Origin of the sequence: Pectobacterium quasiaquaticum (assembly GCF_014946775.2) — a bacterium.
In the GTDB taxonomy this organism is placed as follows: Bacteria; Pseudomonadota; Gammaproteobacteria; order Enterobacterales; family Enterobacteriaceae; genus Pectobacterium; species Pectobacterium aquaticum.
The window spans coordinates 4,369,850-4,386,788 of the sequence record NZ_CP065177.1 but is presented as its reverse complement, the minus strand read 5'-3'; the positions used below and the strand labels follow the sequence as shown (position 1 = coordinate 4,386,788).

At 52.0% G+C, this 16,939-nt stretch carries 14 protein-coding genes; 6 read left to right on the top strand and 8 right to left on the bottom strand.

From position 1 onward, the window contains the following. Positions 1–24: 24 nt before the first annotated feature. The 4 genes from IG609_RS20035 to glnA form a co-directional block, all read right to left on the bottom strand. Complete coding sequence (locus tag IG609_RS20035) at positions 25–162, bottom strand: YshB family small membrane protein (protein WP_145962345.1); 138 nt, start codon at positions 160–162, stop codon at positions 25–27. Positions 163–305: 143 nt separating this feature from the next. After that, positions 306–1,718 carry a nitrogen regulation protein NR(I) gene (glnG, locus tag IG609_RS20030; RefSeq protein ID WP_193399528.1) on the bottom strand — a complete coding sequence of 471 codons (1,413 nt, stop codon included), beginning with the start codon at positions 1,716–1,718 and terminating at the stop codon, positions 306–308. An 8-nt stretch (positions 1,719–1,726) separates the two neighbouring features. Then, positions 1,727–2,776, bottom strand: coding sequence for a nitrogen regulation protein NR(II) (glnL, locus tag IG609_RS20025; RefSeq protein WP_010281649.1), 1,050 nt, complete (start codon positions 2,774–2,776; stop codon positions 1,727–1,729). Positions 2,777–2,993: 217 nt separating this feature from the next. Next, positions 2,994–4,403 (bottom strand): glutamate--ammonia ligase, encoded by a 1,410-nt coding sequence (glnA, locus tag IG609_RS20020; RefSeq protein ID WP_010298142.1) that lies wholly within the window; start codon positions 4,401–4,403, stop codon positions 2,994–2,996. 369 nt (positions 4,404–4,772) lie between these two features. Between glnA and typA the strand changes: the two genes are divergently transcribed. The 4 genes from typA (at position 4,773) to fabY (ending at position 8,920) form a co-directional block, all read left to right on the top strand. Next, complete coding sequence (gene typA / locus IG609_RS20015) at positions 4,773–6,596, top strand: ribosome-dependent GTPase TypA (protein ID WP_010298147.1); 1,824 nt, start codon at positions 4,773–4,775, stop codon at positions 6,594–6,596. A gap of 162 nt (positions 6,597–6,758) precedes the next feature. Next, complete coding sequence (yihX, locus tag IG609_RS20010) at positions 6,759–7,370, top strand: glucose-1-phosphatase (protein WP_193399527.1); 612 nt, start codon at positions 6,759–6,761, stop codon at positions 7,368–7,370. 64 nt (positions 7,371–7,434) lie between these two features. Beyond that, on the top strand, positions 7,435–7,872 hold the full coding sequence (gene dtd, locus IG609_RS20005) for a D-aminoacyl-tRNA deacylase (protein WP_102118797.1): 438 nt from the start codon (positions 7,435–7,437) through the stop codon (positions 7,870–7,872). A 106-nt stretch (positions 7,873–7,978) separates the two neighbouring features. Next, entirely contained in the window at positions 7,979–8,920 is a 942-nt protein-coding gene (gene fabY, locus IG609_RS20000) for a fatty acid biosynthesis protein FabY (RefSeq protein WP_193399526.1), read from the top strand. Positions 8,921–9,283: 363 nt separating this feature from the next. On the opposite strand, the gene IG609_RS19995 is transcribed toward fabY, so the two are convergent. From IG609_RS19995 to uspA, 3 genes are all read right to left on the bottom strand, one after another. After that, positions 9,284–10,597 (bottom strand): NAD(P)/FAD-dependent oxidoreductase, encoded by a 1,314-nt coding sequence (locus tag IG609_RS19995; protein WP_193399525.1) that lies wholly within the window; start codon positions 10,595–10,597, stop codon positions 9,284–9,286. A 189-nt stretch (positions 10,598–10,786) separates the two neighbouring features. Next, complete coding sequence (gene gdhA, locus IG609_RS19990; RefSeq protein WP_193399524.1) at positions 10,787–12,130, bottom strand: NADP-specific glutamate dehydrogenase; 1,344 nt, start codon at positions 12,128–12,130, stop codon at positions 10,787–10,789. 291 nt (positions 12,131–12,421) lie between these two features. Next, on the bottom strand, positions 12,422–12,859 hold the full coding sequence (uspA, locus tag IG609_RS19985) for a universal stress protein UspA (RefSeq protein WP_102118793.1): 438 nt from the start codon (positions 12,857–12,859) through the stop codon (positions 12,422–12,424). A gap of 558 nt (positions 12,860–13,417) precedes the next feature. Here uspA and uspB point away from each other — a divergent pair. Next, complete coding sequence (uspB, locus tag IG609_RS19980; RefSeq protein WP_010281678.1) at positions 13,418–13,753, top strand: universal stress protein UspB; 336 nt, start codon at positions 13,418–13,420, stop codon at positions 13,751–13,753. 131 nt (positions 13,754–13,884) lie between these two features. Here uspB and pitA read toward each other — a convergent pair whose 3' ends face one another. Further along, positions 13,885–15,390, bottom strand: a complete 1,506-nt coding sequence (pitA, locus tag IG609_RS19975; RefSeq protein WP_193399523.1) for an inorganic phosphate transporter PitA — start codon at positions 15,388–15,390, stop codon at positions 13,885–13,887. A gap of 277 nt (positions 15,391–15,667) precedes the next feature. Between pitA and IG609_RS19970 the strand changes: the two genes are divergently transcribed. Further along, positions 15,668–16,873, top strand: coding sequence for a BaiN/RdsA family NAD(P)/FAD-dependent oxidoreductase (locus IG609_RS19970; RefSeq protein WP_193399522.1), 1,206 nt, complete (start codon positions 15,668–15,670; stop codon positions 16,871–16,873). Positions 16,874–16,939: the final 66 nt, after the last annotated feature.

Here is a 16,939-nt window from a genome sequence, read left to right as displayed (position 1 = left end):
TCGAATTATTTAGGGTATATAGGATTAACTAAAGAAGTTAATCAGTGCGGCACACAAAACGGCGGCAATAGCAGCCTGCGGCGAATGGCTTGCCGCGGAGCCAATTTCAGCGCCGTGTGTTGCAACGGAAAGTGTTGCAACGGAAATCAATGAGTCCAGCATGGTGTTCCTCCCGAATCAGCGACACGATCATACTGCTGACTCGAGGCAAGTAAAGGACGAATTAATGACAATTTCGTGCGCCAGATTGTATTTTTTATCACCAGTTTGTTTGTTAACAATTGAGCAATAAAAAAGCAATCTTGCTACTCCATTCCCAGCTCTTTTAATTTACGCGTCAGGGTATTTCTGCCCCATCCCAACAATCTTGCTGCTTCCTGTTTATGCCCCTGCGTATGCCGCAGTGCCGTTGTCAGCAACGTCCTTTCCATTTCCGGCTGTGCCTCTGACAACAGATTTTGATGACCGGAACGCAGCGCGCGATCGGCCCATTGTGCCAACAGCGTGGCCCAACTGTCCGGCAGAATATGCACGGTGGAATCAGGTGCGGTGGTCTCGAACAATTCAGGCGGCAGATCCTGAATCAGCACTTCCTGACCAGCGGCCATGACGGTCAACCAGCGACAGGTGTTTTCCAATTGGCGCACGTTGCCAGGCCACGGTAAACGGGTTAGCGCCGTTTCTGCTTCTGGATGCAGATTCTTCGGCTCGACGCCCAGTTCTTTGGCTGTAGCCTGCAAAAAGTAACGCGCTAGACGGGGGATATCTTCCCGACGTTCGCGCAGCGGCGGCAGGTGAACGCGGATCACATTCAGGCGGTGGAACAAATCCTCACGGAACTTGCCTTCTTGCACGCGTTGTTCAAGATTTTGGTGCGTTGCCGCGATAATACGAACATCCACTTTTACTGCGGCATAGCCGCCAACGCGGTAAAACTGTCCGTCTGCCAATACGCGCAACAGACGTGTTTGTACGTCTAGCGGCATATCGCCGATTTCATCCAGAAATAGCGTACCGCCATCGGCTTGCTCAAAGCGGCCCTGACGAATCTGGTTTGCGCCTGTAAACGCGCCTTTTTCATGGCCGAACAGTTCTGATTCGATCAGATCCTTAGGAATGGCCGCCATATTCAGCGCGATAAAAGGGGATTTGGTACGCGGGCTGTGGCGATGCAGGGCCTGCGCTACCAACTCTTTACCCGTCCCCGATTCGCCATTAATCAGCACGCTGATTGACGAGCGAGAAAGGCGACCGATGATGCGAAAGACATCCTGCATCGCGGGGGCTTCGCCAATAATGTCGGTTGTCGGGCCGTTGATTGGCTGGTTGCGTACCGGCTGCTGCTGTTCCAGATAATGACTGATCGCACGCTCAACCAGTGCAACGGCCTCATCAATATCAAACGGCTTCGGCAAATAGTCGAACGCACCCTGTTGATAAGCGCTGACGGCGGCATCCAGATCGGAATGTGCCGTCATAATGATGACCGGAAGCATCGGGTGGCGCTGTTTGATTTGCTGTAAGAGCGCTAATCCATCCATCCCTGGCATACGGATGTCGGACAGCAGAACGTCGGGCGTTTGTGTCGCCAGCGCATGCAATACCTGATTTCCGTTCTCAAACGTTGCGCAGGTTAAACCCGCACCAGCAAGCGCGCGCTCAAGCACCCAACGGATGGAGCTATCGTCATCGACAATCCAGACTATCCCTCGTTGCATTGTGAACCTCACTGGCGAATGGGCAGGTAAACCGAAAATTCGGTGTGTCCTGGCCAACTGTTAAATTCAATTTTACCGGAGTGTTGGTCGATAAGACTGCGGGCAATGGAAAGCCCCAAACCTGTGCCCCCTTCGCGTCCGCTCACCATCGGGTAAAACAACGTGTCCTGTAGTTGAGCAGGCACGCCGGGGCCGTCATCTTCCACGTCAATACGCGCGGCGAGACGATAGCGCACACCGTGTAACGTAAGCTGAAAAGCCGTGCGGGTACGTATCGTAATCGTCCCGCCTTCCTCGCCCAGCGCCTGTAGCGCGTTGCGGGTAATATTCAGCAGTACCTGTTCAATTTGATCGGGGTCGTGCGTCAGCTCTGGCAGGCTAGGGTCATAGTCTTTCACCAGCGTCACGTTATCTGGCTTTTCCAGAGAGACGAGCTGACAAACGCGTTCAGCGACCTGGTGGATGCTTTGGGTGACGTGCAGGCCGGGCTGCTGTGGCCCGAGCAGGCGATCAACCAGATTACGCAGGCGATCCGCCTGTTCAATGATGACCTTGGTATATTCCGTCAATGCCGGGTCGGGCAGTGCTTTAGCAAGCAACTGCGCGGCACCACGCAATCCGCCAAGCGGATTTTTTATCTCATGCGCCAGACCCCGGACCAAATCACGGGCAGCCTGCTGTTGTGCATGTTGAAGCTGTTCCTGGCTGAGACGGCGCTGGTTATCCATCGGCGCCATTTCCAGTAGGATAAAATCGTTTTGTACCCGCTGAGCGGTGAGCGACATGATGTGCGCTTTACCATCCACGACGAGGGTGACTTCGTTATCCGTAAAACCTTGCCCTGAATCCAGACTTTCACGCAGCAAATCGACATTCAGAGAAAAGTATCCCAGCAAATCGGGCAGCGGCGTGCCGGATAATTTACGCGAGCTTTGTGCCAGTAATTGCTGTGCTGCTGGGTTGGAATAGTGAATAGCCAGATCGTTATCCAGCAATAAGATGCTGTTTATCAGGGAATTTAGGATCTGCCCAGCATCGGGCAGCGTGCCTGTTGCCATAACGCAGACTCCCGCACCGTCGTGGTGCATTGTAGTGTGGATGATGGATGTTACGTCGCAACGGCCAATGCCGGTGGTGAAAAAAGCCCATCCGAAGATGGGCTGAAGCGTTTCCACGGCAACAAAAACAAAATTATTAGTATTCTGTTGTTTATCGGCCATGATTGGGTATTAGCATACCCAACCACGCCGAGGTAAAGATTAGACGCTGTAGTTATTAGACGCTGTAGTACAGTTCGAACTCAACTGGGTGTGGCGTCATACGAACGCGGTCAATCTCAGGCTTACGCAGCTCGATGTACGCGTCGATAGCGTCGTCGGTGAACACACCACCACGAGTCAGGAACTCGCGGTCTTCGTTCAGTGCAGCCAGGGCCTCGTCCAGAGAACCTGCAACTTTTGGAATCTCTGCTTCTTCTTCTGGTGGCAGGTCGTACAAGTTTTTGTCCATCGCATCGCCAGGGTGGATTTTGTTGATGATGCCGTCGAGGCCAGCCATCAACAGTGCAGCGAAGCACAGGTATGGGTTAGCTGCTGGATCTGGGAAGCGTGCTTCGATACGACGTGCTTTCGGGCTAGCAACCACTGGGATACGGATTGAAGCAGAACGGTTACGGGCAGAGTAAGCCAGCATAACAGGTGCTTCGTAGCCTGGGACCAGACGCTTGTAAGAGTTGGTGGTCGGGTTAGCCAAGGCGTTGATGGCTTTAGCGTGCTTGATAACACCGCCGATGTAGAACAGTGCCAATTCAGACAGGCCGCCGTATTTGTCGCCAGCGAACAGGTTCGTGCCGTCTTTAGACAGAGACATGTGGCAGTGCATACCTGAACCGTTATCACCGAACATAGGTTTTGGCATGAAGGTCGCGGTTTTACCGTAAGCGTGAGCCACGTTATGCACGACATATTTGTAGATCTGAATTTCGTCAGCTTTTTTGGTCATGGTGTTGAAGCGGGTAGCCACTTCGTTCTGACCCGCGGTAGCCACTTCGTGGTGGTGAGCTTCAACAACCAGACCCATTTGCTCCATGGTCAGACACATAGCAGAACGGATGTCCTGTGATGAATCGACTGGTGGAACTGGGAAGTAGCCGCCTTTCAGACCTGGACGGTGACCTTTGTTACCGCCTTCGTAGGCTTTACCGGAGTTCCAGTAAGCTTCGATATCGTCGATAGCAACGTGGGAACCGGACGTGCTGCTGCCGAAACGGATGTCATCGAACAGGAAGAATTCTGGCTCAGGCCCGAACAGGACGGTATCGGCAATGCCGGAAGAACGCAGGAAATCTTCCGCACGTTTAGCGATAGAACGCGGGTCGCGATCATAACCTTGCATCGTGCCTGGCTCGAGGATGTCACAACGAATGATCAGTGTAGAATCTTCGAAGAACGGGTCGATCATTGCGGTGCTGGCATCGGGCATTAGAACCATGTCTGATTCGTTAATACCTTTCCAGCCGCCAATCGAAGAACCATCAAACATTTTACCTTCTTCGAAGAAGTCGGCATTGACTTGATGAGCCGGAATGGTGACGTGCTGCTCTTTACCTTTAGTATCCGTGAAGCGTAAATCAACAAACTTCACTTCGTGCTCATTCAGCATCGTCAAAACATGTTCTGCGGACATACTTGGTTCTCCCGATTGGTCATTTATCGTCGTGGAACGAATATCGTTGTGGATTGATGTTGTTGCCGTGAGTAGACTAAAGCTAAAAGTGTGCCAACTTTTTAAATGTGTGCAATGTGTTGCTCTGTGGGGCTTTCTCACGTAAACCCACTGCACCATTATAGTCTAAAGCACCAAAATGGTGCTCTATATGTGAATTATTGCACTTATTTAGTGCATTCATGTTCGCTTGTAGCGCTTTTGCACCGTGAAAGGGATCACAAAGCAGGCAGCTCTAGGTTGTTTATCATAGATGCTTGTGATCTTGTTTAGTCCCTCGATTAATACGTGTACAATAGCGCGCTATTTCTAAATGCCTGAGGCAAAGCTGTGATCGAAAATTTGCGTAACATCGCCATTATTGCGCACGTTGACCATGGGAAAACCACCCTGGTTGACAAGCTGTTGCAACAATCCGGAACGTTCGGTGAACGTGTCGAAGCAACCGAGCGTGTAATGGACTCCAACGATTTGGAGAAAGAGCGTGGAATTACCATCCTCGCAAAAAATACCGCCATTAATTGGAAAGACTACCGTATTAACATCGTAGATACCCCGGGACACGCCGACTTCGGCGGCGAGGTTGAGCGTGTCATGTCGATGGTTGACTCGGTACTGCTGGTTGTTGATGCGATGGATGGCCCGATGCCGCAAACGCGTTTCGTGACCAAAAAAGCATTTGCCAACGGTCTGAAGCCCATTGTGGTTATCAACAAAGTTGACCGTCCTGGTGCACGTCCTGACTGGGTTGTCGATCAGGTATTCGACCTGTTCGTGAACCTGGATGCGACTGACGAGCAGCTGGATTTCCCGATCATTTATGCTTCTGCGCTGAATGGTATCGCGGGTCTCGACCATACCGACATGGCGGAAGATATGACTCCGCTGTATCAGGCGATTGTCGATCACGTTTCTCCGCCTCAGGTTGAGATGGATGCGCCGTTCCAGATGCAGATCTCTCAGCTGGACTACAACAACTATGTTGGCGTTATCGGTATCGGCCGTATCAAGCGCGGTAAAGTTAAGCCTAACCAACAAGTTACTATTGTTGATAGCGAAGGCAAAACCCGTAACGGTAAAGTCGGTAAAGTTCTGACTCACCTGGGTCTGGAGCGTATCGACGCGACTGAAGCGGAAGCAGGCGATATCATCGCGATCACCGGTTTGGGCGAGCTGAACATTTCCGACACCATCTGTGATCCACAGAATGTCGAAGCGCTGCCAGCACTGAGCGTCGATGAACCTACCGTTACCATGTTCTTCAACGTCAATACTTCACCATTCTGTGGTAAAGAAGGTAAGTATGTTACGTCGCGCCAGATTCTGGAGCGTCTGAACAAAGAGCTGGTACACAACGTTGCCCTGCGCGTTGACGAAACCGAAGATGCTGATGCGTTCCGCGTTTCTGGTCGTGGTGAGCTGCACCTGTCAGTTCTGATCGAAAACATGCGTCGTGAAGGCTTTGAACTGGCCGTATCACGTCCGAAAGTTATCAACCGCGTTATCGACGGTCGTAACCAAGAGCCGTTTGAAAACGTGACGCTGGACATCGAAGAACAGCACCAGGGTTCAGTCATGCAAGCCATGGGTGAACGTAAGGGTGATGTGAAAGACATGATCCCAGATGGCAAAGGTCGTATCCGTCTGGATTACCTGATCCCTGCTCGCGGTCTGATCGGTTTCCGTACCGAATTCATGACCATGACGTCTGGTACTGGTCTGCTGTACTCCACGTTCAGTCACTACGATGACGTGCGTCCGGGTGAAATCGGCCAGCGTCAGAACGGCGTACTGATCTCTAACGGTCAGGGTAAAGCCGTCGCGTTTGCGCTGTTCAGCCTGCAGGATCGCGGTAAGCTGTTCCTCGGACACGGTGCAGAAGTGTATGAAGGCCAGATCATCGGTATTCACTCACGTTCTAACGACCTGACGGTAAACTGTCTGACCGGTAAGAAACTGACCAACATGCGTGCATCGGGTACTGATGAAGCAACCACGCTGGTTCCGGCGATCAAAATGTCTCTGGAACAAGCGCTGGAGTTCATTGATGATGACGAACTGGTTGAAGTTACGCCACAGTCTATTCGTATTCGTAAGCGTCACCTGACTGAAAACGATCGTAAACGCGCTAGCCGCGGCAGCAAAGACGTCTAATTTCAGACGGATTTGTCTTGTTACGCAACAGGGCACCTTCGGGTGCCCTGAATTTTATGCGTTTTTTTCTATTTTAACCTTTCCTTTATATTTCCTCCCTGTTCAGTTTCGCCATTTCCCGCTACAGTGAAAATCCTACGATTACGTCAGGAGGTCACTGCCATGCTGTATATCTTTGATTTAGGCAATGTCGTCATAGATATTGATTTCAATAGAGTATTGGGTGTCTGGAGTAATCTGAGTAGCGCGCCGCTCGCGACGTTGCAAGAGCGCTTTGTCATGGGCGAAGCGTTTGAACAGCATGAGCGGGGTGAGATCAGCGACGAGGAGTTTGCCACCAGACTGTGCCAGGAAATGGGCATCGCTCTGAGCTTCGAACAATTCACCGCTGGCTGGCAGGCCATTTTTGTCGCGCTGCGTCCCGAGGTTATCGGCATCATGCAGCGCCTGCGTCAGCAAGGGCACCGTGTGGTGATTTTGTCGAATACCAATCGCCTTCATTGTGCACATTGGCCTGCACTATTCCCTGAAGTGGAGACGGCGGCCGACAAGCTCTATCTGTCGCAAGACATTGGATTACGTAAACCGGAACAGGCGATTTATCAATACGTCTTGACGCAAGAAGGCGTGACGCCAGCGCAAACCGTTTTTTTTGACGATAATGCCGTAAATATCGATGCCGCACAGAGCCTTGGAATTCACAGCATTTTGGTGACCGATCGTCAGGTGGTGCAGGATTTTTTCTCCATGCAGGCGACGACGGCTAACGCATGATTTATATCGCAGGGGCGGACACAGCCCCTATTGGGAATGATAACATCGGGAGTAGTTGGGTTTTATGATTGCGCTAATTCAACGAGTATCCAGCGCCAGCGTGACGGTAGAAGGCAGTGTGGTTGGGAAAATCGATAAAGGTTTACTGATCCTGCTGGGCGTTGAGCAGGGCGATGACGAACAAAAAGCCACGCGACTCTGCGAACGTGTGTTGGGTTACCGCATATTCGGTGACGATGACGGGAAAATGAATCTCAATGTTCGTCAGGCTGGCGGTAATGTGCTGGTGGTTTCACAGTTTACGCTCGTTGCCGATACGCAGCGTGGCATGCGGCCTGGTTTTTCTCGCGGTGCACATCCTTCAGAGGCCGATCGCCTCTATCAATACTTTGTCGGACAGTGTCGTGAGCAAGGCGTTCACACAGAAACAGGGCAGTTTGCGGCGGATATGAAAGTGGCATTAGTGAATGATGGCCCAGTGACGTTCTGGCTACAGACATAGCGTTTTAACGTGCTATCACCGTTGTCGTCCCGCTTATAAATTTGCTTCAACCGTCTGATTTCATGAACCCTGATGCAATGAGGCATCTCGGTATAGAGGAAGGGTTATGTATCATTTGAGAGTACCTGAAAGCGCGGAAGAACTGGAGGCGTACTATCAATTTCGCTGGGAAATGCTGCGTAAACCTCTACATCAGCCGCTGGGCTCCGAGCGTGATGCCTATGATGCTCTGGCACATCACCAAACTGTGGTGGATGAACAGGGGAGGCTGGTTGCGATTGGGCGTCTTTCTATCAATGCGGATAATGAAGCGGCAATCCGTTTTTTAGCTGTTCACCCCGACGTCCGAGGGAAAGGGTTAGGCACGCTGGTGGCGATTACTCTGGAGTCAGTCGCGCGTCAGGAAAGCGTCAAGCGCGTGGTCTGTAGCGCTCGAGAAGACGCCATGGATTTTTTCTCCAAGCTGGGCTTTGTTAACCAGGGGGAGATCACCGCGCCACAAACCACACCCGTGCGGCACTTCCTGATGATTAAACCGGTGGCGACGCTGGATGATATTTTGCATCGTCCTGACTGGTGCGGACAGCTGCAGCAGGCGTGGTACGAGCATATTCCCCTGAGTGAAAAAATGGGTGTGCGGATAAGCCAGTACACCGGAAAGCAATTTATTACCACCATGCCTGAAACGGGCAACCAGAACCCGCACCATACGCTTTTTGCCGGCAGCATGTTTTCTCTCGCTACGCTCACCGGGTGGGGATTAATCTGGCTGTTGCTGCGTGAACGGCACCTCGGTGGAACGATTATTCTGGCGGATGCGCACATTCGTTACAGTAAGCCAGTCAGTGGCCGACCGAACGCCATCGCTGATTTAGGATCGCTGAGTGGCGATTTGGATCGTCTCGCGCGTGGGCGTAAGGCGCGCGTGCAGCTCAATGTTGAGCTCTTTGGTGATGACAGTAAAGGGGCGTTGTTCGAAGGGGTTTATATTGTGCTGCCTGCTCAACCAGATACGCCACTGGAAGAAGGCGGGTCAGTAGTGGATTAGCCCGTGGCTAATCATTGTGACAGCCAAGCATGATAACGTTCTTCCCATCAATACATCACGCTGCATGTTAGCCAGCACATTTCGCCATAATAATACCCGTAGTTCTCACTGGGTGATGTTGCTGACAAAGTCCGTAGAGCGGGAGTAACGGATAGATCGTAAAGACGCTGCGAGTTCGTCCATGTAAGCTCGGCTTGCGCAGATATGAATCTCATCCCTGAGACCCACCCTTTGAGGGCCGTCGCAAGCGACGTTCAAAAACGTTCCTGACGTTTTTGTCCTTGGCGCAAACGCTTTACTCTTCTATCCCATTATCATCGTTTTCACTCTACGAAGAGGTTTTCCAACGATCAGCAAACACTGCTATCTCTCACTTCGGGCTTTCCAGCGTTCGCTCGTCAAGTAGCCGTTCACGCCCACATCCAGGAAAGGGCGTGGCGGCAGGTAGTTCGCCTGTCCGAGGGATTGCATATCAACGATCAGCGGGTTGTCTTCACCCAGCGCCAAATCCGCCAGAATATGTCCGGCAGCGGTTTGTTTCGACAGTCCCGCCCCGTTACAGCCAGCGGACGCGTACACATTGTCGCTTAGCTGCCCCCAAATTGGCGCGCCGTTGCGCGTTACGCTAATCAAGCCTGACCAGGTATGCGCCATCTTCACGTCGCTCAACTGCGGGAACATCCGAGCAAAAATAGCCGCGTGACGACGCGCGTGGCGTCCGGTTTCTACCGCGCTATTGACAAGCTCTGGGGTAAATTTCACATGCTCCCGAATCAGGAAGCGATGGTCGCGCGTATAGCGTAGCGTCGCGCTGGCCAGCGCATTAACCGGCGTCAGCCCCCAGTCCGGCATGTCGCCCATGCGTGCGAGTTGTTCCGCATTCAACGGTTCTGTCAGCGTCGCGAAGGTCGCCACGGCAAACACCCGGCCATTGAACAGCGGCAGGCCGCGCGCCGCGCCGTTAATCGCCATCATCAGCTTATCTGCCTGAATCTCGCCGTATGGCGTTTCCACGCGAATGCGCGATCCAGTTTCGATATTCAGCGCCGGAGAATGGGCGTAAACCGTCACGTTCTTCGGTAGGTTCGCCACCAGCCCGACCACCAGCGCCGCCGGGTTTAGCAAAATGCAATTGGGGGTGTACACCGCACGATGGTAGAAAGACGTGCCTAAGCGGCGGGTAAGTTCGTCTTTTTCCACCACCTGATAGGGTTCGCCAAGATCGTTCAATTCGCGGACATAGGTATCGATCAGGCCGTCAAACGTCGAACTGACGGCGCAGTGATATTTCCCCGCCACGCTCCAGTCGCACGCAATCGCATGGCGATCCACCTTCTCCTTCAGATGCGCCACGCCGGACTGCAACAGGCGACGATACGCCGCCGCTTTTTCCAGCTCGGCCGTCGAACTACCGATGTTGTGCGGCAAATCGATGACAAAACCGGAGTTACGTCCAGAAGCATTGTCACCAATCTCGCCCGCATCCAGCAGGATAATATTTTTATCCGGGCGCTGTTCAGCCAGACGCTGTGCAAAGGCGATCCCCGCATAGCCAGCGCCGATCACCAGCCAGTCTGCCGTTGTTTTTCCACGCTGCTGCGGGTAATTCGGTTTATCGACAAGATCTGCCGACCAGCCATTACGATTCTGATCGAAAGGAAGATGTTTGATTTTCACAATGGTGTAAGCCTTGAAGAGAACGGGTTGTACCAGAAGACTGACGATACGCGATGCTGATTAAGATAAAGAAAGGCAGGAAGCGGTGTCCAGCAAGAAATGTCGCTAAAACTTAGATAAATAAGTGAAAAGTCAAAGCGCCTGCGAATACAGGCACCTTGACTGCCTATATGTGTTACACAATCATCGTTACACGACGCCCTGCGCCAGCATCGCGTCAGCCACTTTTACAAAACCTGCCACGTTGGCACCGCGCACGTAGTTAGTTTGGCTGTCTTCACCGCCATACTGCACACAGGCACTGTGAATATCCAGCATGATGTGGTGCAGACGCGCATCCACCTTCTCGGCTTTCCAGCCCAAACGCGCCGCATTCTGCGCCATTTCTAGCCCAGATGTCGCTACGCCGCCCGCATTGGCCGCTTTGCCCGGCGCAAACAGTACGCCTGCATCCAGGAACGCGTCGGTCGCTGGGATCGTGGTTGGCATGTTGGCACCTTCTGCCACGGCTTTCACGCCGTTAGCAATCAGCGTCTGCGCCGCAGGCAGATCCAGCTCATTCTGCGTCGCACACGGCAGCGCGATGTCTACCGGTACTTCCCACGGCGTTTTGCCTGCGAGGTAAGTCAGTTTCGCTTCACGCGCATAATCTTCCACACGGCCATAGCGTTTATTTTTGATCTCTTCCAGCAGCGCCAGTTTCTCTGGGGTAAACCCGTTCTCATCCACCACCGTGCCGTTAGAATCCGATGCCGTAACCACGCGTGCGCCCAGCTCCATCGCTTTTTCAATCGCGTACTGCGCCACATTACCAGAACCGGACACGGCAACACGCATGCCTTCAAAGCCCAGACCGTGGCGTTTCAGCATCGCTTCCGTGAAATAGATCAGGCCGTAGCCCGTCGCTTCAGGACGGATCAGACTGCCGCCGAACGACAATCCTTTACCCGTGAAGACGCACGCGGTGTTGTTGGTCAGCTTCTTCATCATGCCGGTCATGAAACCGACTTCACGGCCGCCCACGCCGATGTCGCCCGCCGGAACGTCCGTATCCGCGCCCAGATGACGATACAGCTCCGTCATCAGCGCCTGACAGAAGCGCATGACTTCGCCTTGGCTTTTCCCTTTCGGGTTAAAGTCCGAGCCACCTTTGCCGCCGCCCATTGGCAGTGTCGTCAGCGCATTTTTGAACGTCTGCTCGAATCCGAGGAATTTCAGAATCGACAGGTTAACGGATGGATGGAAACGCATGCCGCCTTTGTATGGGCCGATTGCTGAGCTGAACTGGACGCGCCAGGCGCGGTTCACCTGTACCTGACCTTTGTCGTCCGTCCATGCGACGCGGAACTGAATCACACGTTCCGGTTCTACCAATCGTTCCAGCAGGCTGTAATCCGCATAGTGAGGGTTCTGGTCCAGAAAAGGCCACAGAGTGGAAAGGACTTCATTAACGGCCTGTAGAAACTCAGGTTGATGCGGATCGCGCTGTTGAACAGAATCAAGAAAACTTGCCAGAGATACGATTTGTGCCATGAACAGCTCCTGATTGAACGAATAAGTTCCCGTCTGCTTCTTTATTTTTAGACACGCAGAAGCTTGTGGGGTCGGTGAAAATGATGTTGTGTCCTCTGGACTATAACACTGGCGATGGATATTTAAGCAAGCGTTTTCTTTTCATATAAACGTTATAATCCAATGGGATAGGAAGGGTTTTTTGGTGATTTGAGAAGAGAAATCTGCTATAAGTTTTTGTTATATAACAAAAGGCACAGCTAAGAAGCCGTGCCTTTCATCACTGAAAAAAAATGCAAAAAAAGCTAATTTTTATTCGTCTTCCTCATCGTGCAGCGGCACGATGAGCATATCGACATGTACGGTATTAATCAGTTGGCGAGCAGAAGACATCAATTTGCTCCAGAAGTCCTGATGGTGACCGCACAGCACGAGGTCGACATCGTATTTCTTAATCGCATCAACCAACACCTGCCCTAAATCGCCGCTGCCGCTCAGCGTCTCGCTGATAGGGTAGCCCGCGTTCTGGGACAGCTCAGTCAACGCATTCTGGGTTTCTTCAGAGATACGCTGTTGCATGTCACCCAGATTGACGTCAATCAGCCCTGTGTAGAGATCGGAATAGTTCACATCAACGTGGATTAACGAGACTTTCGCATTGTACGGTCTTGCCATTGAAACGGCTTTTTCCACTAACACTTTGCTTTCTGGAGAAAGGTCAACAGCAATAAGGATATGTTTGTAAGCCATAATAAGACTCCTTCCGTAAAGACTAATTAAGGGTTAGCAGATATTTCTCCTGCCAATCTGATACTTAACAGCGGATTATAGGATAGCACTCGTCCACGCTATCGGACTGTTCAGTCGATCACAACCCGTTTTAAAACCTGTTAATTCTATTGATAAGTGTAGTAGAAACCGCTCCTTTTCACAGTTAAATCGCGCAGCTTCTCCTTTCTGAAATGGCATTATCTCGTCGAAAATCGTCCTTTATGCCGATTGCGCCAGCCTCTCTGGCACAAACGAACATTCTTCTTCTACACTACAAGTAGGGGTGGTGAACTTGTCCGCTGCACCTTGGGATGGAAAACGAGAATGGGGCTAGTCGTGATGCCGTTGGCTAGCCAAAATGACAATAAAATCGTGCGCAAGCGCGTGGCATAACTATTCGTAGAAAAAAATGTCACAGAAAAAACGGCGTCGATAAGCGTCGCGGATAATAAATAGTAACGCTTGTCACCGGTGACTGGTGGATAACGGGAATGTATGACCATCGAACCTGACGAATAGAACGACCGGGAGGAAAGCATGATTAGTACATTTGCGCTTTTCTGGGCTTTATGTATCGTCTGTATCATCAATATGGCGAGGTACTATTCTTCATTACGCGTATTACTGCTGATTTTGCGTGACTGTGACCCGCTGCTTTACCAATACGTTGACGGGGGGGGATTTTTTACATCGCATGGCCAGCCAAGTAAACAAATCCGGCTGGTACGCTATATTTACGCGCAACGCTATCTTGATCATCACGACCCTGAGTTTATTCGCCGTTGCGAGCGCGTGCGGGGACAGTTTCTGCTTACGACCGCCCTGTGTGGCCTTATCGTCATCAGTCTGTTTGCGATGACGATATGGTATTAAACGCGGATACTTACACAATTTTCTGGTATTAACATCACTATTGTTATTAACACCATCACTGGTATGACAACCATGAACGTCGATAAAAAGTAAAAAGGCGATTCCCCACAGAATCGCCTTTTTTATGATAGTTAGATCAGCTTCAACGCCAGCCAGTACAGCGTACCGGACATCAGCATTGAGACAGGCAGCGTCAACACCCAGGCAAGCAGAATACTTCTTATCGTTTTGCCCTGTACTCCCCCACCGTCCGCAATCATCGTCCCGGCAACCGCCGAGGATAATACGTGCGTGGTGGAAACCGGCATACCGGTGTAACTGGCAACGCCAATCGACAGAGCCGCCGTCACCTGCGCCGAAACGCCCTGTGCGTAGGTCATGCCTTTCTTACCAATCTTCTCACCGATGGTCACTGCAACGCGTTTCCAGCCCACCATGGTGCCCAGAGACAGCGCCAATGCGACAGCGACGATAATCCAGAGAGGCGCATACTCAACCGTCTGCAGCATGTCTTTACGTAGGTTGCTCAGGTAGCGCTTATCTTCGCCCGACGTTTCTGGCAGCTTGATCACTCGGTCCATCGTGTCAGAGATACACATCAGCAAGCGACGCACTCTGCTACGATCGTCAGGGTTCAACTGGTCGTAACTTTTCAGGTTATTCAGCAGGCCCTGTGTACGTTCAATCGCAATCATTACGCGTGAACTGTCACAGTGAAACTCTTTCTGACCGTTGCTGGGAGTCGTGCTTTCTGGCGTAGGAATGACTGGTGGAGACAGGTCGATAACGTGCGTCAGCGCGTCGCCGTGCTGCTTGTAGTATTCCTGCAAATTGACAACGGCATCACGGGTACGGCTGATGTCATAGCCAGACGCGTTCATGTTGACAATAAAGCCGGCAGGCGCGACGCCAATCAGCACCAGCATAATCAAGCCGATACCTTTCTGACCGTCGTTTGCACCGTGAGAGAAGCTCACCCCAATCGCTGATAAAATCAGCGCGGTACGCGTCCAGAACGGCGGCTTACGTTTGCCGTCCTGCTTTTCGCGATCGACAGGCGTCAGATGCACGCGCTTGCGTTTTTTGCTGTTGTTCCAGAACCGACGCAGTACCAGCAACATCAGACCTGCGACCACCATCCCCACAATCGGCGAGAGCAGCAACGACAGGAAAATGCTGATCATTTTCGGCACGTTCAACGCGTCCACGACGGAGGTATCCGTCAACAGCGCGTTGGTTAAACCAATACCAATAATGGAGCCGATCAGCGTGTGAGAACTGGAGGCAGGAATACCGAAGTACCAAGTACCCAGGTTCCAGATAATGGCGGCCAGCAGCATGGAAAAGACCATCGCCAGGCCGTGCGCCGAACTCACGTTCAGCAATAAATCCGTGGGGAGAAGGTGAACAATGGCATAGGCCACGCTCAGGCCACCCAGCAGTACACCGAAGAAATTAAAGACACCCGCCATAACAACGGCAAACTCGGCGCGCATAGCTCGGGTATAAATAACAGTGGCAACGGCATTCGCAGTATCGTGAAAACCGTTGATGGCTTCATACATCAGTACAAACAACAAAGCCAATATCAACATCAGGCCAGTGTAGTAATCCAAACCGGCAAATAAATGTAGCATAAACGTTAGGCCATTTAGTGGTCATGAACGCGGCGCATTATCTGCGACAAGCAGGGGTCTGGAAAAGCGAAATATGACATTTTTTTGACTTAATATGTGACGACGATCGGTGAATAAACCACTTAATCAATAAAAATCAAATAATTATATATTTTTACTAAAATATGCAAATTGTTACGCTGGTGTCGAACAAAAACCAACACTACAATTTGCCGCCCTACGGCTTTCAGCCTGTGGCAATCCAAGAAGATAAAATCACTCATCGGAGAAATGCATTGTGGAACAGTTTGACGCTGTCATCATCGGTGCCGGTGCAGCAGGCATGTTTTGCGCGGCACAGGCAGGACAACGCGGACTGCGTGTTCTACTGCTCGATAACGGCAAGAAGGCTGGCCGGAAAATATTGATGTCCGGGGGCGGGCGCTGCAACTTTACCAATATGTATGCAGAGCCAGCGGCCTATCTGTCTCACAATCCCCACTTTTGTAAATCGGCACTGGCGCGTTATACCCAATGGGATTTCATCAGTCTGGTCAACAGCCACCGCATCGCTTATCACGAAAAAACCCTCGGCCAGTTATTCTGCGATGATTCCGCCCAGCAAATCGTGGACATGCTGGTAACAGAATGTGAGCGGGCGAACGTCACCCTCCGTCTGCGCAGTGAAGTGACCTCGGTGGAGAAATCAGACGATCGGTTCACCGTCCAGCTAAGCAACGGCACAGCATTCCAGAGCGCATCGTTAGTCGTTGCCTGCGGCGGCCTGTCGATGCCCGGCCTAGGCGCGACGCCGTTTGGCTACCAGCTTGCCGCACAGTTCGGTATCAATGTGCTGCCAACTCGCGCTGCACTGGTGCCCTTTACGCTGCACAAGCCGCTGCTCGAACAGCTACAAACGCTCTCCGGCGTCTCCGTGCCGACCGTCATCACCGCAGAAAACGGCGTGACCTTCCGTGAAAACATCCTGTTTACGCACCGTGGGCTTTCTGGCCCGGCTATTTTGCAGATCTCCAGCTACTGGCAAGCGGGTGAATTCGTCACCATCAATTTGCTACCCGATCGCGATCTCACCCAGCTTATTAATGACGAGCGCGCCACTCACCCGAACCAAAGCCTGAAAAACACGCTGGCACAGTGGCTACCTAAACGACTGGTTGAATGCCTACAGGCGTTAGGACAACTGCCGGACGTCACACTGAAACAGCTCAACAGCGCACAGCAAATGCAGATTGAACAGAGCCTGCAACAGTGGCGCGTGCAGCCAAACGGTACGGAAGGTTATCGCACAGCCGAAGTTACCCTCGGCGGCGTTGATACCCGTGCGTTGTCCTCCAAAACCATGGAAGCCAGCGCGGTGCCGGGGTTGTATTTCATCGGCGAAGTGGTCGATGTGACCGGCTGGCTCGGCGGCTATAACTTCCAATGGGCGTGGAGCTCAGCATGGGCCTGTGCACAGGCGCTGCAAGCCATGCAGGAACGGTAACCTTTTCCCTTATTTCATCAGGAGCAACATCACAACCACAACCGTTCCAATGGATTCGACATTCAG

Bases quoted from the DNA above. Each gene is read 5' to 3' on its own strand.
- gdhA (WP_193399524.1), bottom strand. From the start codon at position 12,130: ATGGCACAAATCGTATCTCTGGCAAGTTTTCTTGATTCTGTTCAACAG.
- glnL (WP_010281649.1), bottom strand. From the start codon at position 2,776: ATGGCAACAGGCACGCTGCCCGATGCTGGGCAGATCCTAAATTCCCTG.
- glnG (WP_193399528.1), bottom strand. From the start codon at position 1,718: ATGCAACGAGGGATAGTCTGGATTGTCGATGACGATAGCTCCATCCGT.
- pitA (WP_193399523.1), bottom strand. From the start codon at position 15,390: ATGCTACATTTATTTGCCGGTTTGGATTACTACACTGGCCTGATGTTG.
- IG609_RS20035 (WP_145962345.1), bottom strand. From the start codon at position 162: ATGCTGGACTCATTGATTTCCGTTGCAACACTTTCCGTTGCAACACAC.
- uspA (WP_102118793.1), bottom strand. From the start codon at position 12,859: ATGGCTTACAAACATATCCTTATTGCTGTTGACCTTTCTCCAGAAAGC.
- glnA (WP_010298142.1), bottom strand. From the start codon at position 4,403: ATGTCCGCAGAACATGTTTTGACGATGCTGAATGAGCACGAAGTGAAG.
- uspB (WP_010281678.1), top strand. From the start codon at position 13,418: ATGATTAGTACATTTGCGCTTTTCTGGGCTTTATGTATCGTCTGTATC.
- yihX (WP_193399527.1), top strand. From the start codon at position 6,759: ATGCTGTATATCTTTGATTTAGGCAATGTCGTCATAGATATTGATTTC.
- dtd (WP_102118797.1), top strand. From the start codon at position 7,435: ATGATTGCGCTAATTCAACGAGTATCCAGCGCCAGCGTGACGGTAGAA.
- fabY (WP_193399526.1), top strand. From the start codon at position 7,979: ATGTATCATTTGAGAGTACCTGAAAGCGCGGAAGAACTGGAGGCGTAC.